Below are 21,789 nucleotides of genomic sequence, written 5' to 3'. Positions count from 1 at the left end.
CCCCATGGACTTAAGGCTCGACCCCCTGCCTCCCGCCACAAGCAATCCGGCCCGCCAATACGGCCGCCCCGAACATCCCGGCTTGCGCGCGGACCTGTACCGCATCATCTTCGAATCCGACACCCGTGCCGGGCGCCTGTTCGACCTGGTGCTGATCGCGTTGATCCTGGTCAGCGTGACGGTGGTGGTGCTCGACAGTGTGCAGGCGCTCTCAGTCCGGCATGGCGAAATCTTCGATGTGCTCGAATGGTCGTTCACGCTGATCTTCACCGTCGAGTACCTGCTGCGCCTTTACTGCGTGCGCCGGCCGCTGGCCTATGCGACCAGCTTTTTCGGCATCATCGATTTCCTGTCCGTGGTGCCGACCTATCTCGCCATGCTGATGCCCGGCGCGCACCTGCTGCTGGATGTGCGCATCCTGCGGCTGTTGCGCATCTTCCGCATCCTGAAGCTGACCTCGTATGTGGATGAATACCGCATGCTCGGCCGCGCGCTGGTGGCCGCGCGGCGCAAGATCCTGATCTTCCTGTCGGTGGTGTTCATGGTGGTGCTGCTGCTGGCCACCGTGATGTATGCGGTCGAAGGCCCGGCCAACGGCTTCACCAGCATACCGACAGCGCTGTACTGGGCCATCACTGCGGTAACCACGGTCGGCTTCGGCGACATCGTGCCCAAGACCGATCTGGGCCGCGCGATCTCCTCGGTGACAATGCTGCTGGGCTGGGGCATTCTCGCGGTGCCGACCGGCATCATCAGCTCGGAGATTGCTGCCCAGCGCAGCCTGCCATCCGCTGACCGTCGCTGCGCGGCCTGCGGCAGCGACGGCCATGCGCCGGATGCGCGCTACTGCAAGGACTGCGGCGCGCGGCTGGAGGCGGCAGCGGAAGAATGAGCAGCGGCGTCGCGCTCATCGGCATCGATCCGCGCTTCGACGGTCTTCAGCACCGCCAGCATCGGCTCGTCGATGCCGGGAAAAACGCCGGCCCAGTCGCTTGCGTTGGCTTCCCTCTTCAAGGCAACGAGCTGCGCGCGGGTAGCGCTGTTGAGCAGCAGGCTGGCCAGGTCGCTGCGCTTGTGTTCAACGGCGCACCGCATGGCCGGGGCCATACCCTTGGTGCTGCTGGCGTTGAAGAACAGGTGCCTTACACATTCCATCCAGTGCGCCAAGTCGGCAGAGTTCCCGATGTGTGGGATGCAACGACACAGGTGAGCAACCATGAAATCTTCGAGCATTTCCCTGACCGCGGGTTTCAGGTCCGGCCACGCGAAAATCTCTTCCCAATGCGTAGGGCTGGTTTGCACGGCGATGCGTCCATGGTCATGGCGCAGCAGTACGCGCAGGCAGCGCAAGGCCGCAGACCCGGAGGCGAGCGCCAGCAGATTGAAGCCGGGCATGCTGCCGAGCGTGAAGCGTGGAAGCGTAACGAGATTGACTTCCAGCGCCTTGGCGCCGGCTCTCCTGTACTTCGCCTCTTCGGGTGACAACACGGGCTCGGTCGCAAGCGTATCCACCACCTCCGCGGGCAACTCGGCAAGCAGGTGCAAAAGCATATCCGCATCGTCTTTCAGCACGGCGGCCGAAAGCACGCTGAAACCGAACAGGTATCGCTCGGCGAGAACTTTCGGCACCATTTGCAGCATCAGCTCGAGCACCGGCCGTCTTGCATGGGCGATGGCGCTCATCGGGAAGCTGTAGAAAGGCGCTTCGGCGCCTTGCGGGGTCAGTGCCATCAAAGCGAAAGGCTGACGCAGCCATTCGGCTCCGATCTGCCTGAACAGGCGTTCCAGAGCGTTTTTCTGGAGCGCGTCCTTGAGGGCCGTGTGCATGAACCTTCGCATGAGCTGACGGCACGATGACGTCTTCTTGACGGCGCCCAGGTACCAGGCCGTCGGCGCTTCCTCCTCCAGTAACAGCAATGCATTCAGGATCAATTCCGGGAATTCGAGCCTGTCTTCTGCCAGTTTTGCAATGCAGGCTTCGTCGGCCTGGAACAGGACATCGGACAGCTTGGGCAGAACCTCATCCGGATCAGTCGAATTGGACAGCACGTTTTGAAGCGACTTGAAGAGCCCAGCGTATTGCGACAGCCCGTATCGTTTGCCGGTACCGCGCTGAGCCAGCAATGCATGCATGGCCGAGGATAGCGCAGGGGTTTTTCCAAGCTGAATCGCGAAGCGATCCTTGTCCGCCTTGTCGAGGAAGCCAAGATAGGCCTCCATGGCCTTCACGCGCGCGCGATCGTTGAGGAATTTCTCCCGGCCGGCTTCGGCGAGGAATGCTTCGGACAGCAATGGCAGCGGCCTCTGCGGATTGCCCTTCAACGCCTGCATCATGCGCTCGACGCCTTCTGCATTGCCGTTGCGTATGGCGGCGCTGATCATGTCCGCGTCCGGTGCATTGCGCACGGCCATGGCCGGCAAGGCCACGTCCGCGGCCAGGGCGGAGTGGGAACGCCGCGTCCTGCCGGTGTCCTTTTGCCTGGTCTTCACGCCTTTCCCTGCCTCGCCACTGGTCTTCCCGCTGCCGCGGTTGGCGCCTCCGGTTCCCCTGCGCTCGCCGGCGCTGGCATTCCTGCCCGCATCCATCGCGGCGCGGGTCTCGTTGCCCCGCGCCTGCGCCGGTTCTTCCTCGTCGTCGCTGGCGCCGCTTCCCGTGCCGTTCCCGGCAACCAGCGCTTCCTGCGCCGCCAGGCTGAACGCATCCGCCTCCACCCGGTCCGCCCTGGCGAACTTGCCGCGGCCCGCGGTGGGACGCAGGTAGGTGGTGCCCGGCACGATCTGCGCGGCGTCGAACGCCGGCAGCGGCTTGACGATCGCGCCCTCCCCGGGGATGCGCCGCCTTGCCTCGCCCGACGCATCGCCCGGCCCGGTCGGCGCCGCCTTCAGCACCGGCTCGGCGCTGAGCGTCGGCAATTGCGTATCCATCGACTCCAGCGGCGCCGATGCGTCGACCTTCTCGCGGGGAAGCCCCGATTCGCGCGCGCGCAGAGCGCTGCGAAAGGCTTCCAGCGCAGTCGAGTTGCGGCACAGCCTCTGGCCTTGCAGGTAGGCGATCGCGTCGAGCAGGCCCGTGATGTTGCGGCGATCGTCGAAAGCCTGCGGACGCGTTGCCAGGATGCGCGCAAGCAGCTTGTCGAGCGCGGCAACGAAATTCCTGCCCAGTTCCTCGTCCGCGACGCCGGACACCGCATGCTGGTGCAAGGCCTGCAGGAAGGAAGCGAGGTTCGACAGCGATTGCGCATTCTTCGCGTCGACGCCGAACGCAACGGCGTTCAGGGCTGCAAGCACGCGTTTGCAGGCCGGCATCAGCATCAGGCGGTGGGCCTCTCGCTGCGCGCCATCCCCGGGCGCACGCATGAGCAGCATGCGCAGGAAATTGCCGGCGTTGGACAGCACGCGGCCGTCGCCGCCGCTCATCGTCTCGTTCGGGATACTGACGATCAGGTCCAGCAAGCGCTTCAGTTGCGCCTGCGCGCGATCGACCGACAGCGAACCCCTCTCGACCAGATCCTTGACGAAGTTGCACAGGTTGACCACGGCCACGCCGTTGACGGGCGGCCTTGCCAGCACGGCGAAGGCGCGGTCCGAGCACAACAGCAGCGCGCATCGCGTGAATTTGTCCAGGCGCTCCTGCGCGGCTTCGTCCCTGCGTTTCAGGTCCAGCAGGTCGCGATCGATGACGGTAGTCAGGATGGCCGCGCATTCGCCGATGTGATGGGAATCCATGGTCGAATCGTCAGCGTCCATCCACCCGACGATGCCGCCGATGGCGCCTTCGAACCGCGCGGCGATATGGCCGTCGGGCTTGAGCAGGTCCTTCTTCACGCTGCGGCAGATCCAGTTCAGCAGCGGCAAGTGCGCTTCGGCGCGCGCCGCGTCGGCAAAGTCCGCTCCCGACGGCAGCAGCGTGGCGCACAAGTCCTGCATCAGCGGTTGCAGCGCACGGCGTTGCGCTCGATTGAACAGCGGCGGCCAGGCCGGATTGGCCAGCGCCGACAGCGCGCCAAATACGGCCTGGCGGGCGGGCACATCGAAGTCGGCGACGGCCAGGCCGTGTTCGGCCTCCGGCTTCAATGCGTGGACGAAGCGTTTCAGCAGTTGCTCCAGCGCGTTGATGCAGCTTGCCAGTTCCGGCGCGGCCGGATGCGCATCATGGATCGCGTGCAACTGCGCGGCGCCTGTCTTGAGCTCTGCGAAGAAGGCCAACACATCGGCACGCGTGGCCGCGTCCTTGCCGCCTGCACCCCAGCGCAATGCATGCGCGCGGCTGCACAGGGTGTTGAGCAGGGTGCGCTGCACATGCGTCAGCGCACCCTGCCCGGACTCCGACTGTGACTGCGCCTGCGATAGGTGCGGCGCCGGTGCGGCCCCGGACGCGGGCTGCCCGGAAGTGGAAGGTGCCCGCGGGCCATTACTGGTCGATGTTCGATTCGATGATGCTGGCTGAGTCATGGCGTGCGCCTCCGTGGAAAGAATCGAGGACGCCTTGGTCCCTTGCGACATGCTCCGGTTCCCGCGCCGGTTGTCCGGGCTCAAACCTGGGGCGATAATGCGCCTTCGACTCAGGCCATCCGATCATGACGCTGCCCTCTTCCCCCGATTTCCCCGCTTCCCTGCTCAGCGCGGCCCAGCTTGCCCGCTTCCATGGCGACGGTTATCTGCTGTTACCCGGCTTCGTTGCCGATGCCGATTGCGGGCGCATGCTCGATGTCACCCGCGATCACCTGCACCGCGCGGTGCCGCCAATCGAATACGAAGCCGAGGTCGGCTATGCCGGCGCGCCGGCTTCGCTCGATGCGCCGGGCGGACGCACGGCGCGCCGCCTGAAGGCGGCATGGCAGCGTGACCCGGCCTATCGCGACTGGGCCGCCGATGCCCGCCTCGTCGCGATCCTGCGGCAGTTGTTCGAGGAAGATCCGGTGCTGTCGCTGGCGCATCACAACTGCATCATGACCAAGCATCCCGACTATGGCACCGCGACCGGCTGGCATCGCGACATCCGCTACTGGTCCTTCACGCGGCCGGATCTGATCTCGGTGTGGCTGGCCTTGGGCGAGGAGAACGAGAACAATGGCGCGCTGAAATTCATCCCCGGTTCACACCGCATGCCGATCGCACCGGAGCAGATGGATGCGCTGGACTTTCTGCGGCCGGAAGTGCCGGAGAATCGACGGTTGTTTACGCTTGGCGTCACGCCCGAACTACGGCGCGGCGACGTGGTGCTGTTTCACAGCAAGCTGTTCCATGCGGCGCGGCGCAACGACAGCGACCGGATGAAGGCCTCGGTGGTGTTCGCGTACCACGGCAAGTCGAATCCACCGCTGCCGGGATCGCGTTCGGCCGCGGCGGGGGAAGTGGCGTTGTGATGGATAGCGGCGCAGGGTTCGGACCGTTGGGCTGCCAAGCCCATCATCAAACGCGAACGTGATATCCAGTCTGCGTAAGCCGCGTCTTGCCGCCGACCGCTACCTGTTCCGCAACCCGTCCCACGGCTGACTCACCCGCCAGGCCTGCACCCACTCCTGAGGCATCACCAGGCTGAATGCGCCGACATCCGCCACGATGCTGCCCAGCGCCGCCGGCAAGAGCTCGATGCCGGCTGTCAGCGCCTGCATGCGGCTATCGATTTCCCGTCTCACCATCGGCAGCAGCCACTCGCCATGATGCTGCCAGACGCTGCCGCCGATGACGAACTTGGACGTATCCAGCGTAACGGCAACGTTGTACAGCCCGCGACCGAAGCGGCGCGCGGCTTCCTCGGCGATGGCCAGCGCCTGCGCCTGGCCGCGGCGCGCGGCGTCGAACACATCGGCGGTCGATTGGCCGAGGCGGTTGCCGAGGTTGCGGCCGGAGATCAATGCCTCGAGGTCGCCGACATTGCCGCAGCCGCAGACCGCGTCCGAGGTTTCGCTCATCAACTGGTGTCCGGCATGGCCGGCATTGCCGTGCTTGCCGTGCAGGACATGGCCATCCACGCACAGGCCGAAGCCGATGCCGGTGCTCCAGGTCACATACACGCAGTTCGGCTCGTCCTGCACCGCGCCGAAGGTGCGCTCGGCCACCAGCGCCGAGACGCAGTCGTTCTCAATCTTCACCGTGGTGAAGACCTCGCGCAGCGGACCTTCGAGCGGAATCACATCCCAGTCATTAGGCAGGTCGGCGGAGCCGGAACGCTTGCCGGAAATGTTTGGCGCGGCCAGCCCCAGCATGCCGTCGATGCGCGCGAAGGGTCCGGCCGAGCACACGCCCAGGGTTTGCAATGCGTCGCGCGGCACGCGCTTGTCATCGCACAGCGCATGCAGCATCTCGATGGCCTGGCGCGCGAGCGTGCCGAGGTCGCCGCTCTTGGGCGTGGGGCGCGTGATACGTCCCAACGGGCCATCGGCATTGGCGATGGACACCGCCATCTTGGTGCCGCCGATGTCCAGCGCACCCAGGTAAAGTTGATCGCTCATGTGCTTTCCTTTTTTGCAGGGTGGGTGAAACCCACGCGTTTCAGGTTGATCCACCCGAGACCGCGTGGGTTACACCCACCCTACCGATCTTCAATAAGCTTCATCCCAAGACTTCGACAACCTGGTCGCGCACTGTATCAAGCCGACCATGCTGTAGGTCTGCGGGAAGTTGCCCCACAGCTCGCCGTTCTCGGTCGACAGATCCTCGGACATCAGCCCGAGATGATTGCGCTTCTCCAGCACTCGCTCGAACAGTTCGCGCGCACGGTCCTTTTCGCCGATGCGCGCCAGCGCCAGGATCCACCACAGCGTGCAGACCAGGAAGGCGGTCTCGGGCAGGCCGAAGTCGTCCTCCTCGTCATAGCGCAGCAGGAACTCACCGCGCTTCAAGTGCTTTTCGATTGCATGCACCGTGGACGCCAGGCGCGGATCGTTGTCCTTCAGGAACTGGAACTCGCCCATCAGCAGCAGGCTCGCATCCATGCGGTCACCGCCGAAGGTAGAGACGAAGCTGTTGAGTTCCGCATTCCATGCCGATTCGCAGATCACGCGATGCATTTCGTCCGCATGGCCGCGCCAGTAGACATGGCGGTCTTCGAGCTGCAGCCGTTTCGCGATCGTGGCCAGGCGATCGCAGGCGGCCCAGCACATCATGCTCGAGAAGGTATGCACCCGCTTGCTGCCGCGCAGCTCCCAGATGCCGGCATCCGGCACGTTGTAGTTCTGGATGGCCTGCTCGCCGAGCCGCTCCAGGTCATGGAACATCTGCTGCCCGGCGGGACGCTGCAGACGATGGTCGAAGAAGGCATGGGTGCTGGCCATGACGGCCGCGCCGAAGACATCGTTCTGGATCTGGAAATAGGCCGAATTGCCGACCCGCACCGGACCCATGCCGCGATAGCCTTCCAGGTGCGGCGCTTCCCATTCATCCAGCGCGGCCTGGCGCCGGATGCCATACACCGGCTGCAGCGGCTCGTCGCGGCTGTCGGCAATGATGTTGAGGATGTATTCGAGGTAGCGCTCCATGGTGCCGGTGGCGCCGAGCGAGTTCAGGCCATTGACCACGAAATAGGCGTCGCGTAGCCAGCAGAAGCGGTAGTCCCAGTTGCGCTGGCTGCCCGGCGCTTCGGGAATCGAGGTGGTGACGGCTGCGATCACCGCGCCGGAATCGTCGAAGGCATTCATCTTCAGCGTGATCGCGGCGCGGATCACGACGTCCTGCCATTCGAAGGGGATCGCCAGACCGCGCGTCCAGCCCTGCCAGTAGGCCAGCGTCTGCTGATGAAACGAGCGGCCGATCTCGGCCGGCGAGCCGGACACGGTTTCATCCACGCCCATCAACATCGTTACCGTGTCCTGCAGGAAGAAGGGCTTCTCGTCGACGATTGCCGTCACCGCGGCGTCGGTGGTCAGGCGCATGCTCTGTTCGCCGCCGAGGAAGGAGATGTGATGCGCGCCACGGCGGATCTCGGCCGGCTCGCGGCCATAGTCGATCGACGGGCGTACCCGCAGCGCGATGCGCGGCCGGCCCGAGGTGCGGTGGATGATGCGCACCAGCATCGAGGGCGAGAACATGCGGCCATGCATCTGGAAGCGCGGCGCGAAGTCGGTGATCTGTATGCCGTTGCCGTTGGCATCCTCGAGGCGGGTCACCAGGATCGCCGAATTGCGCTCGTAATGCTGCGCGGTCAGGCGCGCGCCGTCGAACTTCACATCGATGAAGCCGTGCGCCTCGCCATCGTCCTTGTCGGCCTGCAGCAGCCGGTTGCACAACGGATCGCTGTCGAAATACGGATAGCACCACCAGACGATGGCGCCATGGCGGTCGATCAGGGCATTGGTGCGGGAGTTGCCTATCAGGCCGAGGTCGAGTGTATTCATGCGGATGTCCTTGGTGTTGGGTCCTGCGATGGTCTGGCCAGCCGGCGCACCAGCTCGTCGAGCAGGCGCACGATGTCCGGCATGGTCGGAAGATGGAATTCGGCAGCGGAATCGGCATGCGGTTCGATGCGCACCGTAAGGATGTCGGGCCGGCGCAGCCGGAACACATCTTCGTCGGTGACATCGTCGCCGACATAGATGGCGCCGGAGGCGCCGCTTTGCGCCATGAGCTGCAACAGCGCGCTGCCCTTGTTCAAGGCTTCATCGGGCATCAGGCTGAAGACGAACTTGCCGTCGACCACGCGCGGCGGCGGCGTCAGTTTTGAAAACAGCGCGGCCAGCCGCGCCTCGGTTTCCTTCGTGTTCTTGGCCATGCGGTAATGCACCGACAGCGAATAGCGCTTGTCCTCGATGCGTATGCCGGGATCAAAACGCTTTTTGTCGCGCATGGCCATGAACAGCGCTTCGCGCCAGCCGTCGCAGGCGGCGGCGAACTCGGCGCTCTTGCCTTCCCAGCCGGGCAAGCCTTCCAGGCCGTGATTGCCGATCACGTAATGCGGCTCGAAGCCGAGGCGCTTCTTCACATCGGTAAGTGAGCGGCCGGTGAGGATGGCCACCGGCGCAAGCGTGGCAAGCGCCATGAGCCGCTCGCGCACTTCGGAAGGCAGGCGCGCGCAATCCGGCTCGGGCACGATGGGCGAGAGCGTGCCGTCGAAATCGAAGACGCACAGCATACCTGGCTGCACGATCGCGTCCAGGCGGCGCATGCCGGCGTCGGAAAACAGCTCGGTCATCATCAGCGCACCCTCCGCAATGAGCGCTTGGTGTGCGAACGGAGCTTGGCGCTGATGCGCTCGCGCCGCCGCAGCCGTGCGGCGTCGAGCAGCATGCGCCCGGCCCAGCGGTAGACATTGAAATCGCGCACCAGCGAGCGCATGGAGCGCATGCGTTCGCGCTGCTCGGCTTCAGGCATGGTCAATGCGCGGTACAGCGCATCCGCGCCCTGTTCGATGTGATACGGGTTGATGATCAGGGCTTCATGCAGCTCGCGCGCCGCGCCGGTGAATTGCGACAGGATCAATACGCCGAGCTCGTCATCGCGCGCGGCGATGAATTCCTTGGCCACCAGGTTCATGCCGTCGTGCAGGCTGGTCACCATGCAGACGTCGGCGGCGCGGTAATAGCGGCTGACCTGGTCCGAGTCGTAATGCTCGACCTTCAGCACGATCGGATTCACGCCGCTTTGCCCGAAGCGCAGGTTGATGCGCTGCGCCAGCGCCCGCACGCGGTTTTCCAGCGCCTGGTATTCCTCGAGCGAGGAGCGCGAGGGCGCGGCGATCTGCACGAAGGAAAAGCGGCCGACCATCGAAGGATGCAACTCCATCATCCGCTCCACCGCCTGCAATCGTTCGAGGATGCCCTTGGTGTAATCGAGCCGGTCCACGCCTATGCCCATCAACAGGTTCCTTGGCAAACCGAGCTCGGCGCGTACCGACGCGCGCGACTCGGCGATGCTTTCCGGGTAAGGCCCTTCGGGCCAGGCGATCGAGATCGGATAGGGCTCGACCTGGGTCAGGTCGCCGCCATAGGAAATCGTCGAGGCTTCATGTTCGATGCGGGTTTCGAGATAGCGGTCCACGGTCTCCAGGAAGTTCTTGCAGTGGAAAGGCGTGTGAAAGCCCAGCAGCGTATTGCCGAGCAGACCTTCGAGAATTTCCTCGCGCCACGGACAGATGCCGAAGGATTCCGGGTTCGGCCACGGGATATGCCAGAACATGATGATGGTGGCGCGCGGCAGCTTTTCGCGCACCATGCGCGGCAACAGCGCGAAGTGATAATCCTGCACCAGCACCACCGGGTCCTCGGTGCGCGCCTCGGCCACTACGGCATCGGCGAAGCGCTGGTTGACTTCGACGTACTGGTCCCAGTCGGAAGAGCGGAACACCGGACGCACATGCGCGATATGGCACAGCGGCCACAGGCCTTCGTTGGCGAAGCCGTAGTAATAACCCTTTTCTTCCTGCTCGGTGAGCCAGACCCGGCGCAGCGTGTAGGACGGATTCTTCGGCGGCACCCGCACCCTGTCGTGGGCATCGACGACTTCGCGGTCGGCATTGCCGGCGCCATGCGCGATCCAGGTGCCCGAGCAGGCGCGCATCACCGGCTCCACCGCGGTCACCAGGCCGCTGGCCGGGCGCCGCACCTCGATACCCTTGTCGCTGCGGCTGTGGATGTAGGGCTCGCGGTTCGACACCACCAGCACTTCGTCGCCGGCGAGTTCGTCATGCAGCAGCGCGCGCAGCTTGTCCGGATTCCACGATTGCGTCGCGCCTTCCAGGCCGCGGCGCTCGACGTTGTATTCATGGAGCAATGCGCGCAAGTCGCTCATCAGCGGCTGCACTTCCGGCGGCGGCTCGTCCACGCCCTGCGGCCGCGGCGCATCGCCACCGCCGCGCAAAAGGATGCGCATCGCATTCATCCAGCCCCGCCAAGACAGGTGAGCGACGAAAACCGTGATCAGCGACACTACGACGGCAATCAGCGCGAACACTGCCAGCACGTATTTGCGCGCATCGGCGCTGCGGCGCTCGATGTAGCTCATATCGTTGACCAGCATCAGCTTGCCGAGATATTGCGCGCCGTCGCGCACCACGCCTTCGGTCACGTGCACGCGGCCGCCGGGCAGATCCTGCAGCGACTGGCGCAAGGTGCCGGGGAAATTCGTCGGCGGGCAGCCGAGCGCTTCCGGATAGCCCGCGGTGTGATAGACCACACGGCCGGAGGGGTCGCAGAACGCCAGCGAAGACAATTGGCTCTGCTGCGCGGTGCGATCGAGCAACTGTGCGATGCGCCGGGTTGCGCCCTGCGGCGCATATTCCTTCAGCGGTTCCTGCAGGGCAGAGACCAGCGTCTGCGAGCGCGCCTCCAGGTCGCGCACGAACCAGCGCAGCGTGATCTCGTCGACCTGTGGCACGACTGCATAGGCGAACAGGCCGAGCACCACGGCCAGCGGCAGGATGAAACGCAGGGAAAGACGGAAGGTTTGCAACGCCATGAGTTCTGTCTTGGGGGTTCAGTTCTTCGATCGGGTTCCATGGTGGACAGCGTCGGAACTGGAGTGTTCTGCGAAATTCTCCCGCGCATCGGAAAGCGCAAAGCCTTGATGATGCAGGGCGGCAAGCCTGGCGTCGGTTCGCCACGCCACTTACCGTATCCCTCTCCTCGTTTGCCCACCGGCTCGAGCTTACGAACTTTTCGTCATTCCGGCACTCCCTGCCGATATGCTCTTTGATGGAGACGATGATGGCGGACATACCCGAAACCCGGCTGGCCGGCCTGTCGGTGGCAATCCTGGTGACCGATGGCTTCGAACAGGTGGAACTGACCGGTCCGCGCGAAGCGCTGGAGAGAGAAGGCGCGGCCGCGCATATCCTCTCGGCAAAACCGGGCAAGGTGCGCGGTTTCAGGCATGACGAGAAAGCCGATGAATTCGACGTGGCCAGGACGTTCGATCAGGCAGATCCGGCCGACTTCGACGCCGTGCTCTTGCCCGGCGGCGTGATGAATGGCGATGCGATCCGCATGATTCCCGAGGCGCGCCGCTTTGTTGAAGCGATGGCGGCCGAGGGCAAGCCGATCGCGGTGATCTGCCATGGCGGCTGGCTGCTGGTGTCGACCGGGCTGGTCAAGGGCAGGACGATGACCTCATGGCCATCGCTGCAGGACGACATCCGCAATGCCGGCGGCAACTGGGTGGACCAGGAAGTCGTGGTCGACGGCAACCTGGTTTCCAGCAGGAAGCCGGACGATATTCCGGCTTTCAACCGCGCCTTCATCGCGGCCTTGGGCGAGCGCGTGATGGCCAGCGTGCGCGGGACCCCGGATGAGAAGGCATCGTCGGTGGGGGTGGATGCCTGAGACATGTACCTGACCCCAGCTGCGCGGGTGGCAATCATTATCCGCGTGGCCGAAGTCATTCATGGCTTCATCACCGATAGACATGGTGCGCAACTTTGGCGAGCTTACGTAATCGCCACGCCGGTCCGTGCAACTTCACGGGACGGACGATCCCGCTCGCTGAGATTGGGTCAAATAGCAACGATTTCGGTTCGGGCTTTTCTTCACGACACTTTGGCACCTTCCGGTCACCAGCCAAGGCATGCCTGCGTCTTTCACCAGGTACTCTCTTTACCCAAGCTCATGTAATTTTTCCGCCCAGGGTTCTAATCATCCATGGCGGCTTTCCTGAGCAAAGCGTTAACGACTTCGGTACGGCCTTTATGCTTGGCCAACTTCACCGCAGTCATGCCATCTCGATTGGCATGATTAACGTTCGCGCCCACGCGCAGCAGAGCTTCCACCAATTCGATCTGACCGCTAACGGCTGCCAACATCAGTGCAGTTAAGCTGTCAAGCTGTCGTTCCTGATGAACCCCGGCACCCTTTTCCAACAGCATGCTTGGCATGACGATACTGCCTTTCATTGTGGCTTTGATGACCGCGGTCGATCCATCCAATGAATCAGCGCAATTGACCTCGGCTCCATTGCGAAGGAGCGCATCCACCACCGCGACATGTCCTCCGTCCATAGCAGCCATCAGCGGAGTCACGTCATCCCGGTTGGCCAGATTGATATCGGCCCGAGCATTGATCAGCGCGTTCACCGTGTCCAGGTGACCTTTGCTTGCGGCATGCGCGCCCGTTGCCCTGCGAAGTGGCAGGGCCGGCGTGGCTGTTGCGGCGCATCGCCGTGCGCTTCACTGCTTCAGGCGGATACCTACGCACGCTTGGCCGTCCGCTGCTGCCCGCCGTATTGAAATTGAGTGCGAGCGCAGGTCATCACCTTCGATTGCTATCGGCACCGGTCGCCACGACTCCGCTTTCGAGCGCTGCAACCGCTTATCGAAAATTCCCACCCAGTGCACACGTCGGCGCTTTCCGCCGATCGCGATGCCGTCGATGCCGGCTCGCCGTCCCTATTTCTCCGCGAGCGCCCATGCCCTCCTCCTGCCGAATGACACTGCGTGTTTTCTTTTGCGCGTTGCTGGTTTCCGCCGCCGCCAGCGCGACCCCGGTCTGCGACATCGCCGACTTTTCGACGTATCAGTTGCAATACTGCCGCTATCCCGGCGAGCAGCCGGCGCTGGTGCTGGAAAGCGGGATGGGACGCGGCATGGACTCGTGGCCGGCCGAGTTCATCGAAAGGCTTAATCGCTCCTCGGGAGTGCTGATCTACAACCGCATCGGCTATGGCAAGAGCCACTATCACCGGCGTCATCCGCGCGGCCCGCTGATGGCAAGGGAAAGCAGCCGCAGGCTGCATCGCTTGCTGGACCGGCTGTATGGCCACGCGCCAGTCGTGCTGGTCGGTCATTCTCTGGGCGGCCTGTATGCGCAGTATTTCGCGCGGGCCTATGCAGCACAGACGGCGGCGCTGGTGCTGCTCGACGCGGCGAGCCCCTTTGAACCAGCGCTCGACAATCCCTTCGAAGGACACGCACCGCGCGCGCATCGCTCGCTGGCGTATCTCGAGTGGAAAGGCGCGCAACTGTCACAGGCGCAGATGCGGCGCATGCGCGCGCAGCCGCGCTCGCCGATGCTGGTCATCGCGGCCACCGACCATGCGAGTCCGCCTGCGATCGAAGCGCTATGGCGGCAAACGCAGGAACGGCTCGCCGCCTCGTCGCTGCGCGGCAGATTCGTGGTCGCAGAGGGCAGCGGCCATGACGTGTACGCCGATGCGGCGGAGCTGGTGGCAGAGGAAACCGAGCGCCTGCTGCGCGAGGAAGGCCTGCGTTGAGTTAGAGGATCAAGCCTGGGGCCGCCCTTTCTTCAGCGCCGCCATCAGCTCGGCTGGCTCGGCTGGCTTGACGAAGTGATGGTCGAAGCCGGCGGTGCGCGACAGCACCCGATCATGCGGCTGGCCGTAGCCGGTCAGCGCGATCAGCAGCGCATTCTGCGTTCCCGGATCGGCGCGCAAACGTCGCGCGAGCTCATAACCATCGATGTCCGGCAGGCCGATGTCGAGGATGAAGACCTGCGGCGCATCCCGGCGCGCAGCGTCGAGCGCGCTCTTCGCGTCTTCCCGCACCGTCACGTCATGCCCACTGGCGCGCAGCAGCGCGGCCAGGGTGTCGGCGGCGTCGGCATTGTCATCCACGATCATCAGGCGCAGCGGCTGCAGCAATGGCGGCGACTCACTCGTACCGGACGCTTCGTCCTGCGGCGCTTCTCCTTCGTCGACTAGCGGCAGCGAAAGCGTGAAGGTGCTGCCGCAACCGGGGCCGTCGCTGTGCGCGGCGACACTGCCGCCATGCAGCGCCATGATGCTCTTGACCAGCGCCAGTCCGAGGCCAAGTCCTCCCTGCGAGCGGTCCGGCGTGCGTTCGGCCTGGGTGAAGAGATCGAAGATATGCGGCATCAGCGCCGCATCGATGCCGCTGCCGTTGTCGCTCACTGCAATCTCCGCAACGGCATGCCGCAGCGAAATCGACAGCCGGATTTCACCGCCGGGCGGCGTGTACTTGGCGGCATTGTTGAGCAGGTTCGCAATCACCTGGATCATGCGCACCCGGTCTGCAAGCACGATCGCGGGGCCGGCATCGAAGCCGGTCTGCAACCGGTGCCGGCGCGCTTCGATCAATGGCCGCGCCTGTCCGATGGCGGCGGCCAGCAGCGGCTTGACATCGATACGTGCCATCTCCAGGCTCACCAGCCCGCGGGTGACGCGCGACACATCGAGCAGGTCATCGACCAGGCCGGTCATGTGCCGCACCTGCCTGCTGATGATGTCGCTGGACTGGCGCACCCGCTTCGCATCGTTGGCCGTCAGCGTCAGCAATTGCGCGGCCGTAGCGATCGGCGCGAGCGGATTGCGCAGCTCATGCGCCAGCATCGCGAGGAATTCATCCTTGCGCCGGCTCGCCGCCTTGAGCTCCTCTTCGGCGAGCTTCTGGTCGTGGATGTCGGTGCAGGTGCCCATCCAGCGGATGATCGCGCCGGATTCGTCGCGCACCGGCAGCGCGCGGCCGAGATTCCATCGGTACTGGCCCGAGCGGTGGCGCAGCCGGTAATGCACTTCATACGGCTCGCCAGTGGCCAGGCTGTGGCGCCAGCGTTCCCAGGCCAGCGGCTGGTCGTCCGGATGGAACATGCCGCTCCAGCCTTCGCCATCAGTGGTGCCTTCCGGCACGCCGGTGTAGTCATACCATTGCCGGTTGTAGTAATCGTGATGGCCGTCGGCTCGCGTGGACCAGACCATCTGCGGCATCGCATCGGTAATGCCGCGGAACTTGGCTTCGCTTTCGCGGATCGCGCGCTCGTTGTGCCTGCGTCGGGTGATATCGCGGAAGAAGACCACCAGTCCACCGTCGGAAGGGTAGGCGCGCATGTCCAGCCAGAGTTCCCGGTCGTTGTAGCCATAGCAGTGCTCGAGCGCGATCGGCACGCTTTCCGTCATTGCCCAACGATAGGCCGCGCCCAGCGGCGAGTGCTCCGAGCCGGGCCAGGCTTCCCAGTGCGTGCGGCCAAGGATCTTGGAGGCGTCGCGACCATCGATGCGCAAGCCTTCGGCATTGATCCTGAGCACCCGATAGTCGCGATCCATCAGTACGAAGCCTTCGCGTATGGCCTCCACGATCTGCCGGTTGCGATCGATTTCCTGGCGCAGCGCATCCTCGGTGCGCTTGCGGTCCCCGATCTCGCGCACCATGCCCAGCGCATGCAGCACCCGGCCCTGCGCATCCCGGACCGTGGTGGTGGAAATGCCTACCCACAAGATGCGACCGTCCTTGTGGAAATAGCGCTTTTCAACGCTGTAGACATCGTTGTCGCCCTCCATCAGCTGTCGCAGCGCAATGTGGTCCCGTTCGCGGTCTTCCGGATGCGTGATGTCGGCCACGCGCATGCGCAGCAATTCTTCGAGGCTGTAGCCGACGAAGTCGCAGTAGAACGCGTTGGCGCCGATGAAGTAGCCCTGCGCATCGAGCATGCAGATGCCGCCGGGAACCAGGTCGTAAAGACGCAGTGCTTCCGGAACAAGCGCCGGGCTGGTGGGAGCGGGATGCCGCGTAACAGTCATGAAAAGGTTTGCCGGTTCCTTGCGCGGATACGTGATGGCCAAAACAATGCGGCTATGACCAGCAATGCGCATGCCAGACGCAGCATGGCTGCGCGGGCGGGCTCGGGAAGCAATGGATGCCGGCAGGAATTACATCGGCATGTAAGCCATGCCGGCGCTGAACTCAAACGCCTTCGATGATGAAGAGCCGGCCGATGGAATTGGCGGTGCGGATCTCGCGCGCCTTTGCGTATTCCGGCGAGTCGTACCAGGCGCGCGCCGCGGCCAGCGACGGGAATTCGACGATGACGCTGCGCCAGCCGGCGTTGTGCTGCTCGTCCTCGCCTTCGAGCTGCACCCGTTCGCCGCCTCTGGCCAGCCAGGTGCCGCCGTATTGTTCGTTGGCGGCAGTGGACAGCGCGCGGTAGTCCGCGTACTTCTCGGGATTGGTGACGCGGATCTCCGCGACGACATAGGCTTTGGGCATCTCTTCTCCTTCGTTATCGATCCAGCGCCAGGCGGCGACGCGCAGCAAGGTATTCCTCTTCGAGCCGGCGCACGACTTCCTCGACCGTCGGCACATCGTGCATCAGGCCCACGCCCTGACCGGCGCCCCAGATGTCGCGCCAGGCCTTGGCGCGCGCACTGCCGCCGGAGCCGAAGTTCATCTTCGACTTGTCGGCTTCGGGCAGATTGTCCGGATCGAGCCCGGCGGCGACGATGGACTTCTTCAGGTAGTTGCCGTGCACTCCGGTGAACAGATTGGTATAGACAATGTCGGCGGCCGTGGATTCCACGATGCTTTGACGATAGGCCTCGCTGACATTCGATTCCTGCGTTGCCAGCCAGCGCGAGCCGATATAGGCGAAATCGGCGCCCATGGCCTGCGCGGCCAGGACGGCGTCGCCGGTGGCGATGGAACCGGACAGCGCAATCGGCCCGGAGAAGAACTTGCGGATTTCACCGATGAGCGCAAACGGCGACAGCGTACCCGCATGACCACCGGCGCCGGCCGCGACCGCGATCAGGCCATCGACGCCGGCTTCCAGCGCCTTCTGCGCATGGCGGATTGAAATCACGTCATGCAGCACGATGCCGCCATAGCTGTGGATCGCATCGAGCATTTCCTTCGGCGGCGCGCGCAGCGAGGAAATGATGATCGGAACTTCATGCTTCACGCAGACTTCGACGTCGTGCGCCAGGCGGTCGTTGGACTGATGCACGATCTGGTTCACCGCGATCGGACCGATGATGGCGTCCGGGTTGGCTTTCTTGTGTTCGGCCAGGTCGGCCTGGATTTGCGTGAGCCAGGTGTCGAGCAGTTCCGCCGGCCGGGCATTCAAGGCCGGAAACGAGCCGACGATGCCGGCCCGGCACTGCGCGGTGACGAGCTCGGGGCCGCTGGCAATGAACAACGGCGAAGCAATGACGGGAAGACGAAGCTGCTGCAGCGCGGCGGGCAATGCCATGGCGACCTCAAGTGGATGAACGGGGATATCGGGAGAATTGCCGGGCGTTTAACGGCTGGCCGCGCTGATTATAGGCGAGAAAAAGAACGGTCGTGCGGGGATTTGGGGCTGCTTGGGGAAGATGGACCGGCATCGCCGGTCAATGGTGAAGCGGGATGAGGATTTGAACGGATTTTAGAACTTGTAAATCAGGCTGGCGCTGACCAAATGAACATCGCCGTCCCAGACATCGGCTGCCTTGTCCGCCTTGTTCAGCCACTCATATTCCACGCGTCCGACGAAGTTTGGCGTGAAATTGTATTGGCCACCGATGCCGGCCAGGAAGCCGTTGTGATTGTCAGTGTAATCATCGGAAAGCTTGCCTGCGCTTCCTGATATCTTTGTCTTGGACCAATGCATGCCAAGCTTGCCGAACAACGAAGCTTGCGTGCCAAGTGGAACCATGCCAAGGACAGCTGTCGTGAAAGAGGTCGTCGCTGCGGAAAGCTCGCCGTGGGAATTCGAGGCCTTGGCTTTACCCAGATCGATATAACCAGCCTCCAGAGCAACATACGGGTTGAACTGGTATCCCCCGAAAATCTTGAAACCGGCATCCGACCGAGAGCAGTCAGTTCCTGCTGGACATTCACCGGCATGATATGAATAACCCACACCGCCGCCCAGATACGCGCCACTATCATTTCCTGCTGCAACCGCTGCTCCAGAAACCGCCGACAAAGCCACTGCCAATGCTGCCAACTGCTTGTTTACTTTCATGATTCATCCCTCGAAGTGATTACCAGTCTTTTTGCTGGCCTCGCATTCTAGGGTTACCGGAAAGCAAAACTGAATGACTATAAATCAATTGTTATCCGGCATGCACGGTTGTTGTGGAAATTGCCCAACATGCGGCATTTCATTGCAACTTCCCATAAAAATATCGCTTCGTGCCACGCTTTGCATCATTGATCCACCAGCATCCCATCCTCAATCGCCGCCACGCCAGCCCGCACCAACTGTGACGCAATCCAGTCCGCCAGCGCATCGTCCTCCATCTGCAGACACCGCCGATTCGATGTCACCAGCAGCGGCACCTCGCGCACCCACTGCCGAAGTTCGGACAACTCCACCCGCCTTCGCTCCAGCAACCGGAATTTCACCAGCACCTTCACGCCGTTCTGTGCATTGCGCACCGGATCGGCTTCGAGGAAGTCCAGCCGCCGCCGCGCCCGCTCCAGCGCGGCGCGCACATCGGTGAAAGCGGCGCCGTGACCTGGGATCACCAGGCGCGCATCCAACCCGGCGATCAGCTCCAGCGTGGCGCGTGCCTCCTTGAACCCCGACTCCCCCTCCAGCTCCGGAAAGATCACGCCAAACCCGTTCTCCCACAGCGCATCTGCCGAAAGCAGGATCCCTTGCGCGTCGCACCAGAGCAGCAGCGCATGCGGATCATGGCCGGGAGCAGCGAGCACCCGCCAGTCGAGATCGCCGAGCCGCAGCACATCGCCATCGCCCAGGATTCCATCGAAACCGAAACGCGGACATTGCTGGCCGGTGGCGCGATACGAAAGCGCCTCCTCGTCCCAGGCGCGCACGCTCGCCGCTTCGGCGGCCGGTATCAGCGTGCGGCAAGCATGGGCCGCCTGCAGCGCCGCATTGCCGCCGCAGTGGTCGGAATGCAGATGGGTGTTGATCAGCAGATCCAGCCGCCGCCCGCCCAGTCCATGCCCGACCAGTGCCAGCGTCTGCGGCGCATGGCTGACATAACCGCTGTCGACCAGTGCCGTTTCCTCCCTGCCGAGAAACAGGATGTTGTTGGCCGACAGCCAGCCGCGCTCGAAAAGGCGCATCGATGCCGGTAGCGTCATCGGCGTGTCGCCCCGGAGCTTTGCGCCGCCTCCCGCCGCCGGATCTCACGCCAGACTTCGCGCTTGACCGCCTCCGACGCGCCGCCCCAGCAGGCGATTTCATCGATGGTGCGCAGGCAGCCGCTGCATAAGCCGGTGCCCTCCTCCATGCGGCAAATGCCGATGCAGGGCGAAGGCACCGGGCCGGGCGAGGTGGGGTCGTAGCGCGTCATGCGCCACGCTTGGCCGCGATGGCATTGCCGGCGCGGCTGGCCGGACGGCCGAGATGGCCGGCGATGAACTGGCCGGCATCGACTACCTTGTCCAGATTGATGCCGGTCTCGATGCCCAGGCCCTGCATCAGGTACAGCACGTCCTCGGTGGCGACATTGCCGGTCGCGCCCTTCGCATACGGGCAGCCGCCCAGGCCCGCGACCGAGGAATGAAAGATCGAGATACCGACTTCCAGCGCCGCATAGATGTTCGCCACCGCCTGGCCATAGGTGTCATGAAAATGGCCGGACAAGCCTTCGACCGGGAACTCGCGCATCGCCGCTTCCATCGCCGCATACACCTTGCGCGGCGTGGCCACGCCGATGGTGTCGGCGATGTCGATTTCGTCGCAGCCGAGCGCGCGCAGCCGCGCCACCACATCGCGCACCGCTGCGACCGGCACCTCGCCCTGGTAAGGGCAGCCAAGCGCGCAGCTCACTGCCGCGCGCAGCTTCAGGCCATGGCGCTTGGTCGCCTCGGCCACGTCGCGAAAGCGCTCGATTGATTCCGCGATCGAGCAATTGATGTTCTTCTGCGAGAAGGCTTCCGAGGCCGCGCCGAAAATCACGACCTCGTCCACGCCCGCAGCCAGCGCCGCATCGAAACCTTTCATGTTCGGCGCCAGCGCCGAATACACCGTACCGGGACGGCGCGTGATGCCGGCCATGACTTCGGCCGAGGTCGCCATCTGCGGCACCCATTTCGGCGACACGAAGGACGCCGCCTCGATATTCGGAAAGCCGGCGTCGGACAGCATGTCGACCAGCCGGATCTTCACCTCGGCCGGAATGGTCTGCTTCTCATTCTGCAGGCCGTCGCGCGGACCGACTTCGACGATCTTCACGCGTTGCGGCAGAGTGGCATGGTTCATCTCAGTATCCTTTCGTGCGGTCGACAACGCCGGCAATGGCTTCGCCGCGCTGCAATTGACGGATCTTGCCGGCGATCTGGCGCACGCTGTCGCCGCGCAGCGTGGCCGCGGCCACATGCGGCGTGATCGTAATGCGCGGCTCGCTCCAGAACGGATGCTCGGCCGGCAGCGGTTCCTGCCGGAACACATCCAGCGTGGCGCCGGCGATATGGCCAGACTGCACCAGCGCCAGCAGATCTTCCTCCACCAGATGGCCGCCGCGCGCGACATTGATCAGATAAGCGCCCTGCGGCAGCTTTTCCAGCGTAGAGCGGTTCAGGATGCCGCGGGTTTCCTCGGTCAGCGGCAGCAGGCAAATCAGCACCTTCGACGCCCGCAGGAAGGCATCCAGCCCGGCCTCGCCGGCATGGCAGACGATGCCTTCCACCTGTTTGGCGCTGCGGCTCCAGCCGTGCAGCGGAAATTCGAATTCCTGCAGCGCATGCGCGACGCGGTTGCCGAGCACGCCCAGACCAAGGATGCCGACGGAGAATTCGCGCCGGTCATGCGGCTTGATGAAGCGCCAGCGGCCTTCCCGCTGCGATTGCGCGAAGGCGTCGAAGCGACGGAAATAATGCAGCACCGCGTGGCTGACGTATTCGGCCATCTGCAGGCCCATGCCGGCATCGTCCAGGCGCACCACCGGCACCTGCGCCGGCAATGCATCGGCCAGCGCCAGGATGCCGTCGACGCCGGCGCCGAGGTTGAAGATGGCTTTCAGATCGGCGCGCTTTTCCAGCATCGCGCGCGGCGGTTGCCAGACCACGGCGTAATCGGCCGGGGCATCGTCGCCCTCGGTCCAGGCGCGCACCCGCGCTTCGGGCAGCAAGGCCTGCAGATCGGCGACCCAGGGCTCGGGCTTGCCGCCGGTGGCGTGAAACAGTATCTCCATGGTGGTTCTTCTCGGTGGTTCAAC

The 21,789-nt window shown here is 64.2% G+C and carries 18 protein-coding genes; 4 read left to right on the top strand and 14 right to left on the bottom strand.

What is annotated here, in order from left to right:
• The first annotated feature begins 4 nt into the window (after positions 1 to 4).
• Positions 5 to 892, top strand: coding sequence for an ion transporter (locus JJB74_RS27175; RefSeq protein ID WP_200597429.1), 888 nt, complete (start codon positions 5 to 7; stop codon positions 890 to 892).
• Here the strand turns inward: JJB74_RS27175 and JJB74_RS27170 are convergent.
• A complete protein-coding gene (locus tag JJB74_RS27170; protein WP_200597427.1) occupies positions 844 to 4,452 on the bottom strand; it encodes a hypothetical protein in 3,609 nt (1,202 codons plus the stop codon). The genes JJB74_RS27175 and JJB74_RS27170 overlap by 49 nt on opposite strands.
• Before the next feature lie 125 nt (positions 4,453 to 4,577).
• Between JJB74_RS27170 and JJB74_RS27165 the strand changes: the two genes are divergently transcribed.
• Positions 4,578 to 5,366, top strand: coding sequence for a phytanoyl-CoA dioxygenase family protein (locus tag JJB74_RS27165; protein WP_200597425.1), 789 nt, complete (start codon positions 4,578 to 4,580; stop codon positions 5,364 to 5,366).
• Between the two features lie 99 nt (positions 5,367 to 5,465).
• On the opposite strand, the gene JJB74_RS27160 is transcribed toward JJB74_RS27165, so the two are convergent.
• The 4 genes from JJB74_RS27160 to JJB74_RS27145 form a co-directional block, all read right to left on the bottom strand.
• Complete coding sequence (locus tag JJB74_RS27160) at positions 5,466 to 6,455, bottom strand: ROK family protein (RefSeq protein WP_200597423.1); 990 nt, start codon at positions 6,453 to 6,455, stop codon at positions 5,466 to 5,468.
• Positions 6,456 to 6,545: 90 nt separating this feature from the next.
• The gene (locus JJB74_RS27155) at positions 6,546 to 8,336 is read right to left on the bottom strand and encodes a glycoside hydrolase family 15 protein (RefSeq protein ID WP_200597421.1); all 1,791 of its coding nucleotides are present in this window, start codon (positions 8,334 to 8,336) and stop codon (positions 6,546 to 6,548) included.
• On the bottom strand, positions 8,333 to 9,133 hold the full coding sequence (otsB, locus tag JJB74_RS27150; protein WP_200597419.1) for a trehalose-phosphatase: 801 nt from the start codon (positions 9,131 to 9,133) through the stop codon (positions 8,333 to 8,335). Before otsB ends, JJB74_RS27155 begins: the two co-directional genes overlap by 4 nt.
• Positions 9,133 to 11,391 (bottom strand): alpha,alpha-trehalose-phosphate synthase (UDP-forming), encoded by a 2,259-nt coding sequence (locus tag JJB74_RS27145; protein WP_200597417.1) that lies wholly within the window; start codon positions 11,389 to 11,391, stop codon positions 9,133 to 9,135. The genes otsB and JJB74_RS27145 overlap by 1 nt, the downstream gene beginning before the upstream one ends.
• Before the next feature lie 248 nt (positions 11,392 to 11,639).
• On the opposite strand from JJB74_RS27145, the gene JJB74_RS27140 reads away from it, so the two are divergent.
• Entirely contained in the window at positions 11,640 to 12,254 is a 615-nt protein-coding gene (locus tag JJB74_RS27140; protein ID WP_200597415.1) for a type 1 glutamine amidotransferase domain-containing protein, read from the top strand.
• Positions 12,255 to 12,559: 305 nt separating this feature from the next.
• On the opposite strand, the gene JJB74_RS27135 is transcribed toward JJB74_RS27140, so the two are convergent.
• Complete coding sequence (locus tag JJB74_RS27135) at positions 12,560 to 13,057, bottom strand: ankyrin repeat domain-containing protein (protein ID WP_267913205.1); 498 nt, start codon at positions 13,055 to 13,057, stop codon at positions 12,560 to 12,562.
• 275 nt (positions 13,058 to 13,332) lie between these two features.
• On the opposite strand from JJB74_RS27135, the gene JJB74_RS27130 reads away from it, so the two are divergent.
• Positions 13,333 to 14,136 carry an alpha/beta fold hydrolase gene (locus JJB74_RS27130; RefSeq protein WP_200597411.1) on the top strand — a complete coding sequence of 268 codons (804 nt, stop codon included), beginning with the start codon at positions 13,333 to 13,335 and terminating at the stop codon, positions 14,134 to 14,136.
• A 9-nt stretch (positions 14,137 to 14,145) separates the two neighbouring features.
• On the opposite strand, the gene JJB74_RS27125 is transcribed toward JJB74_RS27130, so the two are convergent.
• From JJB74_RS27125 to JJB74_RS27090, 8 genes are all read right to left on the bottom strand, one after another.
• Positions 14,146 to 16,416, bottom strand: coding sequence for a PAS domain-containing hybrid sensor histidine kinase/response regulator (locus JJB74_RS27125; RefSeq protein ID WP_234484900.1), 2,271 nt, complete (start codon positions 16,414 to 16,416; stop codon positions 14,146 to 14,148).
• A 163-nt stretch (positions 16,417 to 16,579) separates the two neighbouring features.
• On the bottom strand, positions 16,580 to 16,882 hold the full coding sequence (locus JJB74_RS27120; RefSeq protein WP_200597409.1) for a DUF1330 domain-containing protein: 303 nt from the start codon (positions 16,880 to 16,882) through the stop codon (positions 16,580 to 16,582).
• 13 nt (positions 16,883 to 16,895) lie between these two features.
• Positions 16,896 to 17,864, bottom strand: a complete 969-nt coding sequence (locus JJB74_RS27115; RefSeq protein ID WP_200597407.1) for an NAD(P)H-dependent flavin oxidoreductase — start codon at positions 17,862 to 17,864, stop codon at positions 16,896 to 16,898.
• Positions 17,865 to 18,038: 174 nt separating this feature from the next.
• Positions 18,039 to 18,620: an outer membrane beta-barrel protein gene (locus JJB74_RS27110; protein ID WP_200597405.1), complete on the bottom strand. Its 582-nt coding sequence runs from the start codon at positions 18,618 to 18,620 to the stop codon at positions 18,039 to 18,041.
• A gap of 185 nt (positions 18,621 to 18,805) precedes the next feature.
• A complete protein-coding gene (locus JJB74_RS27105) occupies positions 18,806 to 19,711 on the bottom strand; it encodes an MBL fold metallo-hydrolase (protein WP_200597403.1) in 906 nt (301 codons plus the stop codon).
• Positions 19,708 to 19,923, bottom strand: coding sequence for a DUF1289 domain-containing protein (locus JJB74_RS27100; protein ID WP_200597401.1), 216 nt, complete (start codon positions 19,921 to 19,923; stop codon positions 19,708 to 19,710). Before JJB74_RS27100 ends, JJB74_RS27105 begins: the two co-directional genes overlap by 4 nt.
• The gene (locus JJB74_RS27095) at positions 19,920 to 20,834 is read right to left on the bottom strand and encodes a hydroxymethylglutaryl-CoA lyase (RefSeq protein ID WP_200597399.1); all 915 of its coding nucleotides are present in this window, start codon (positions 20,832 to 20,834) and stop codon (positions 19,920 to 19,922) included. The genes JJB74_RS27100 and JJB74_RS27095 overlap by 4 nt, the downstream gene beginning before the upstream one ends.
• A 1-nt stretch (position 20,835) precedes the next feature.
• Complete coding sequence (locus tag JJB74_RS27090; RefSeq protein ID WP_200597397.1) at positions 20,836 to 21,765, bottom strand: 2-hydroxyacid dehydrogenase; 930 nt, start codon at positions 21,763 to 21,765, stop codon at positions 20,836 to 20,838.
• Positions 21,766 to 21,789 lie beyond the last annotated feature (24 nt).

The sequence above is a fragment of the Noviherbaspirillum pedocola genome (assembly GCF_016632335.1).
Classification (GTDB): domain Bacteria; phylum Pseudomonadota; class Gammaproteobacteria; order Burkholderiales; family Burkholderiaceae_D; genus Noviherbaspirillum_A; species Noviherbaspirillum_A pedocola.
Note: the sequence above shows the minus strand (reverse complement) of the source record. Positions and strands in the feature narration are given on the sequence as shown.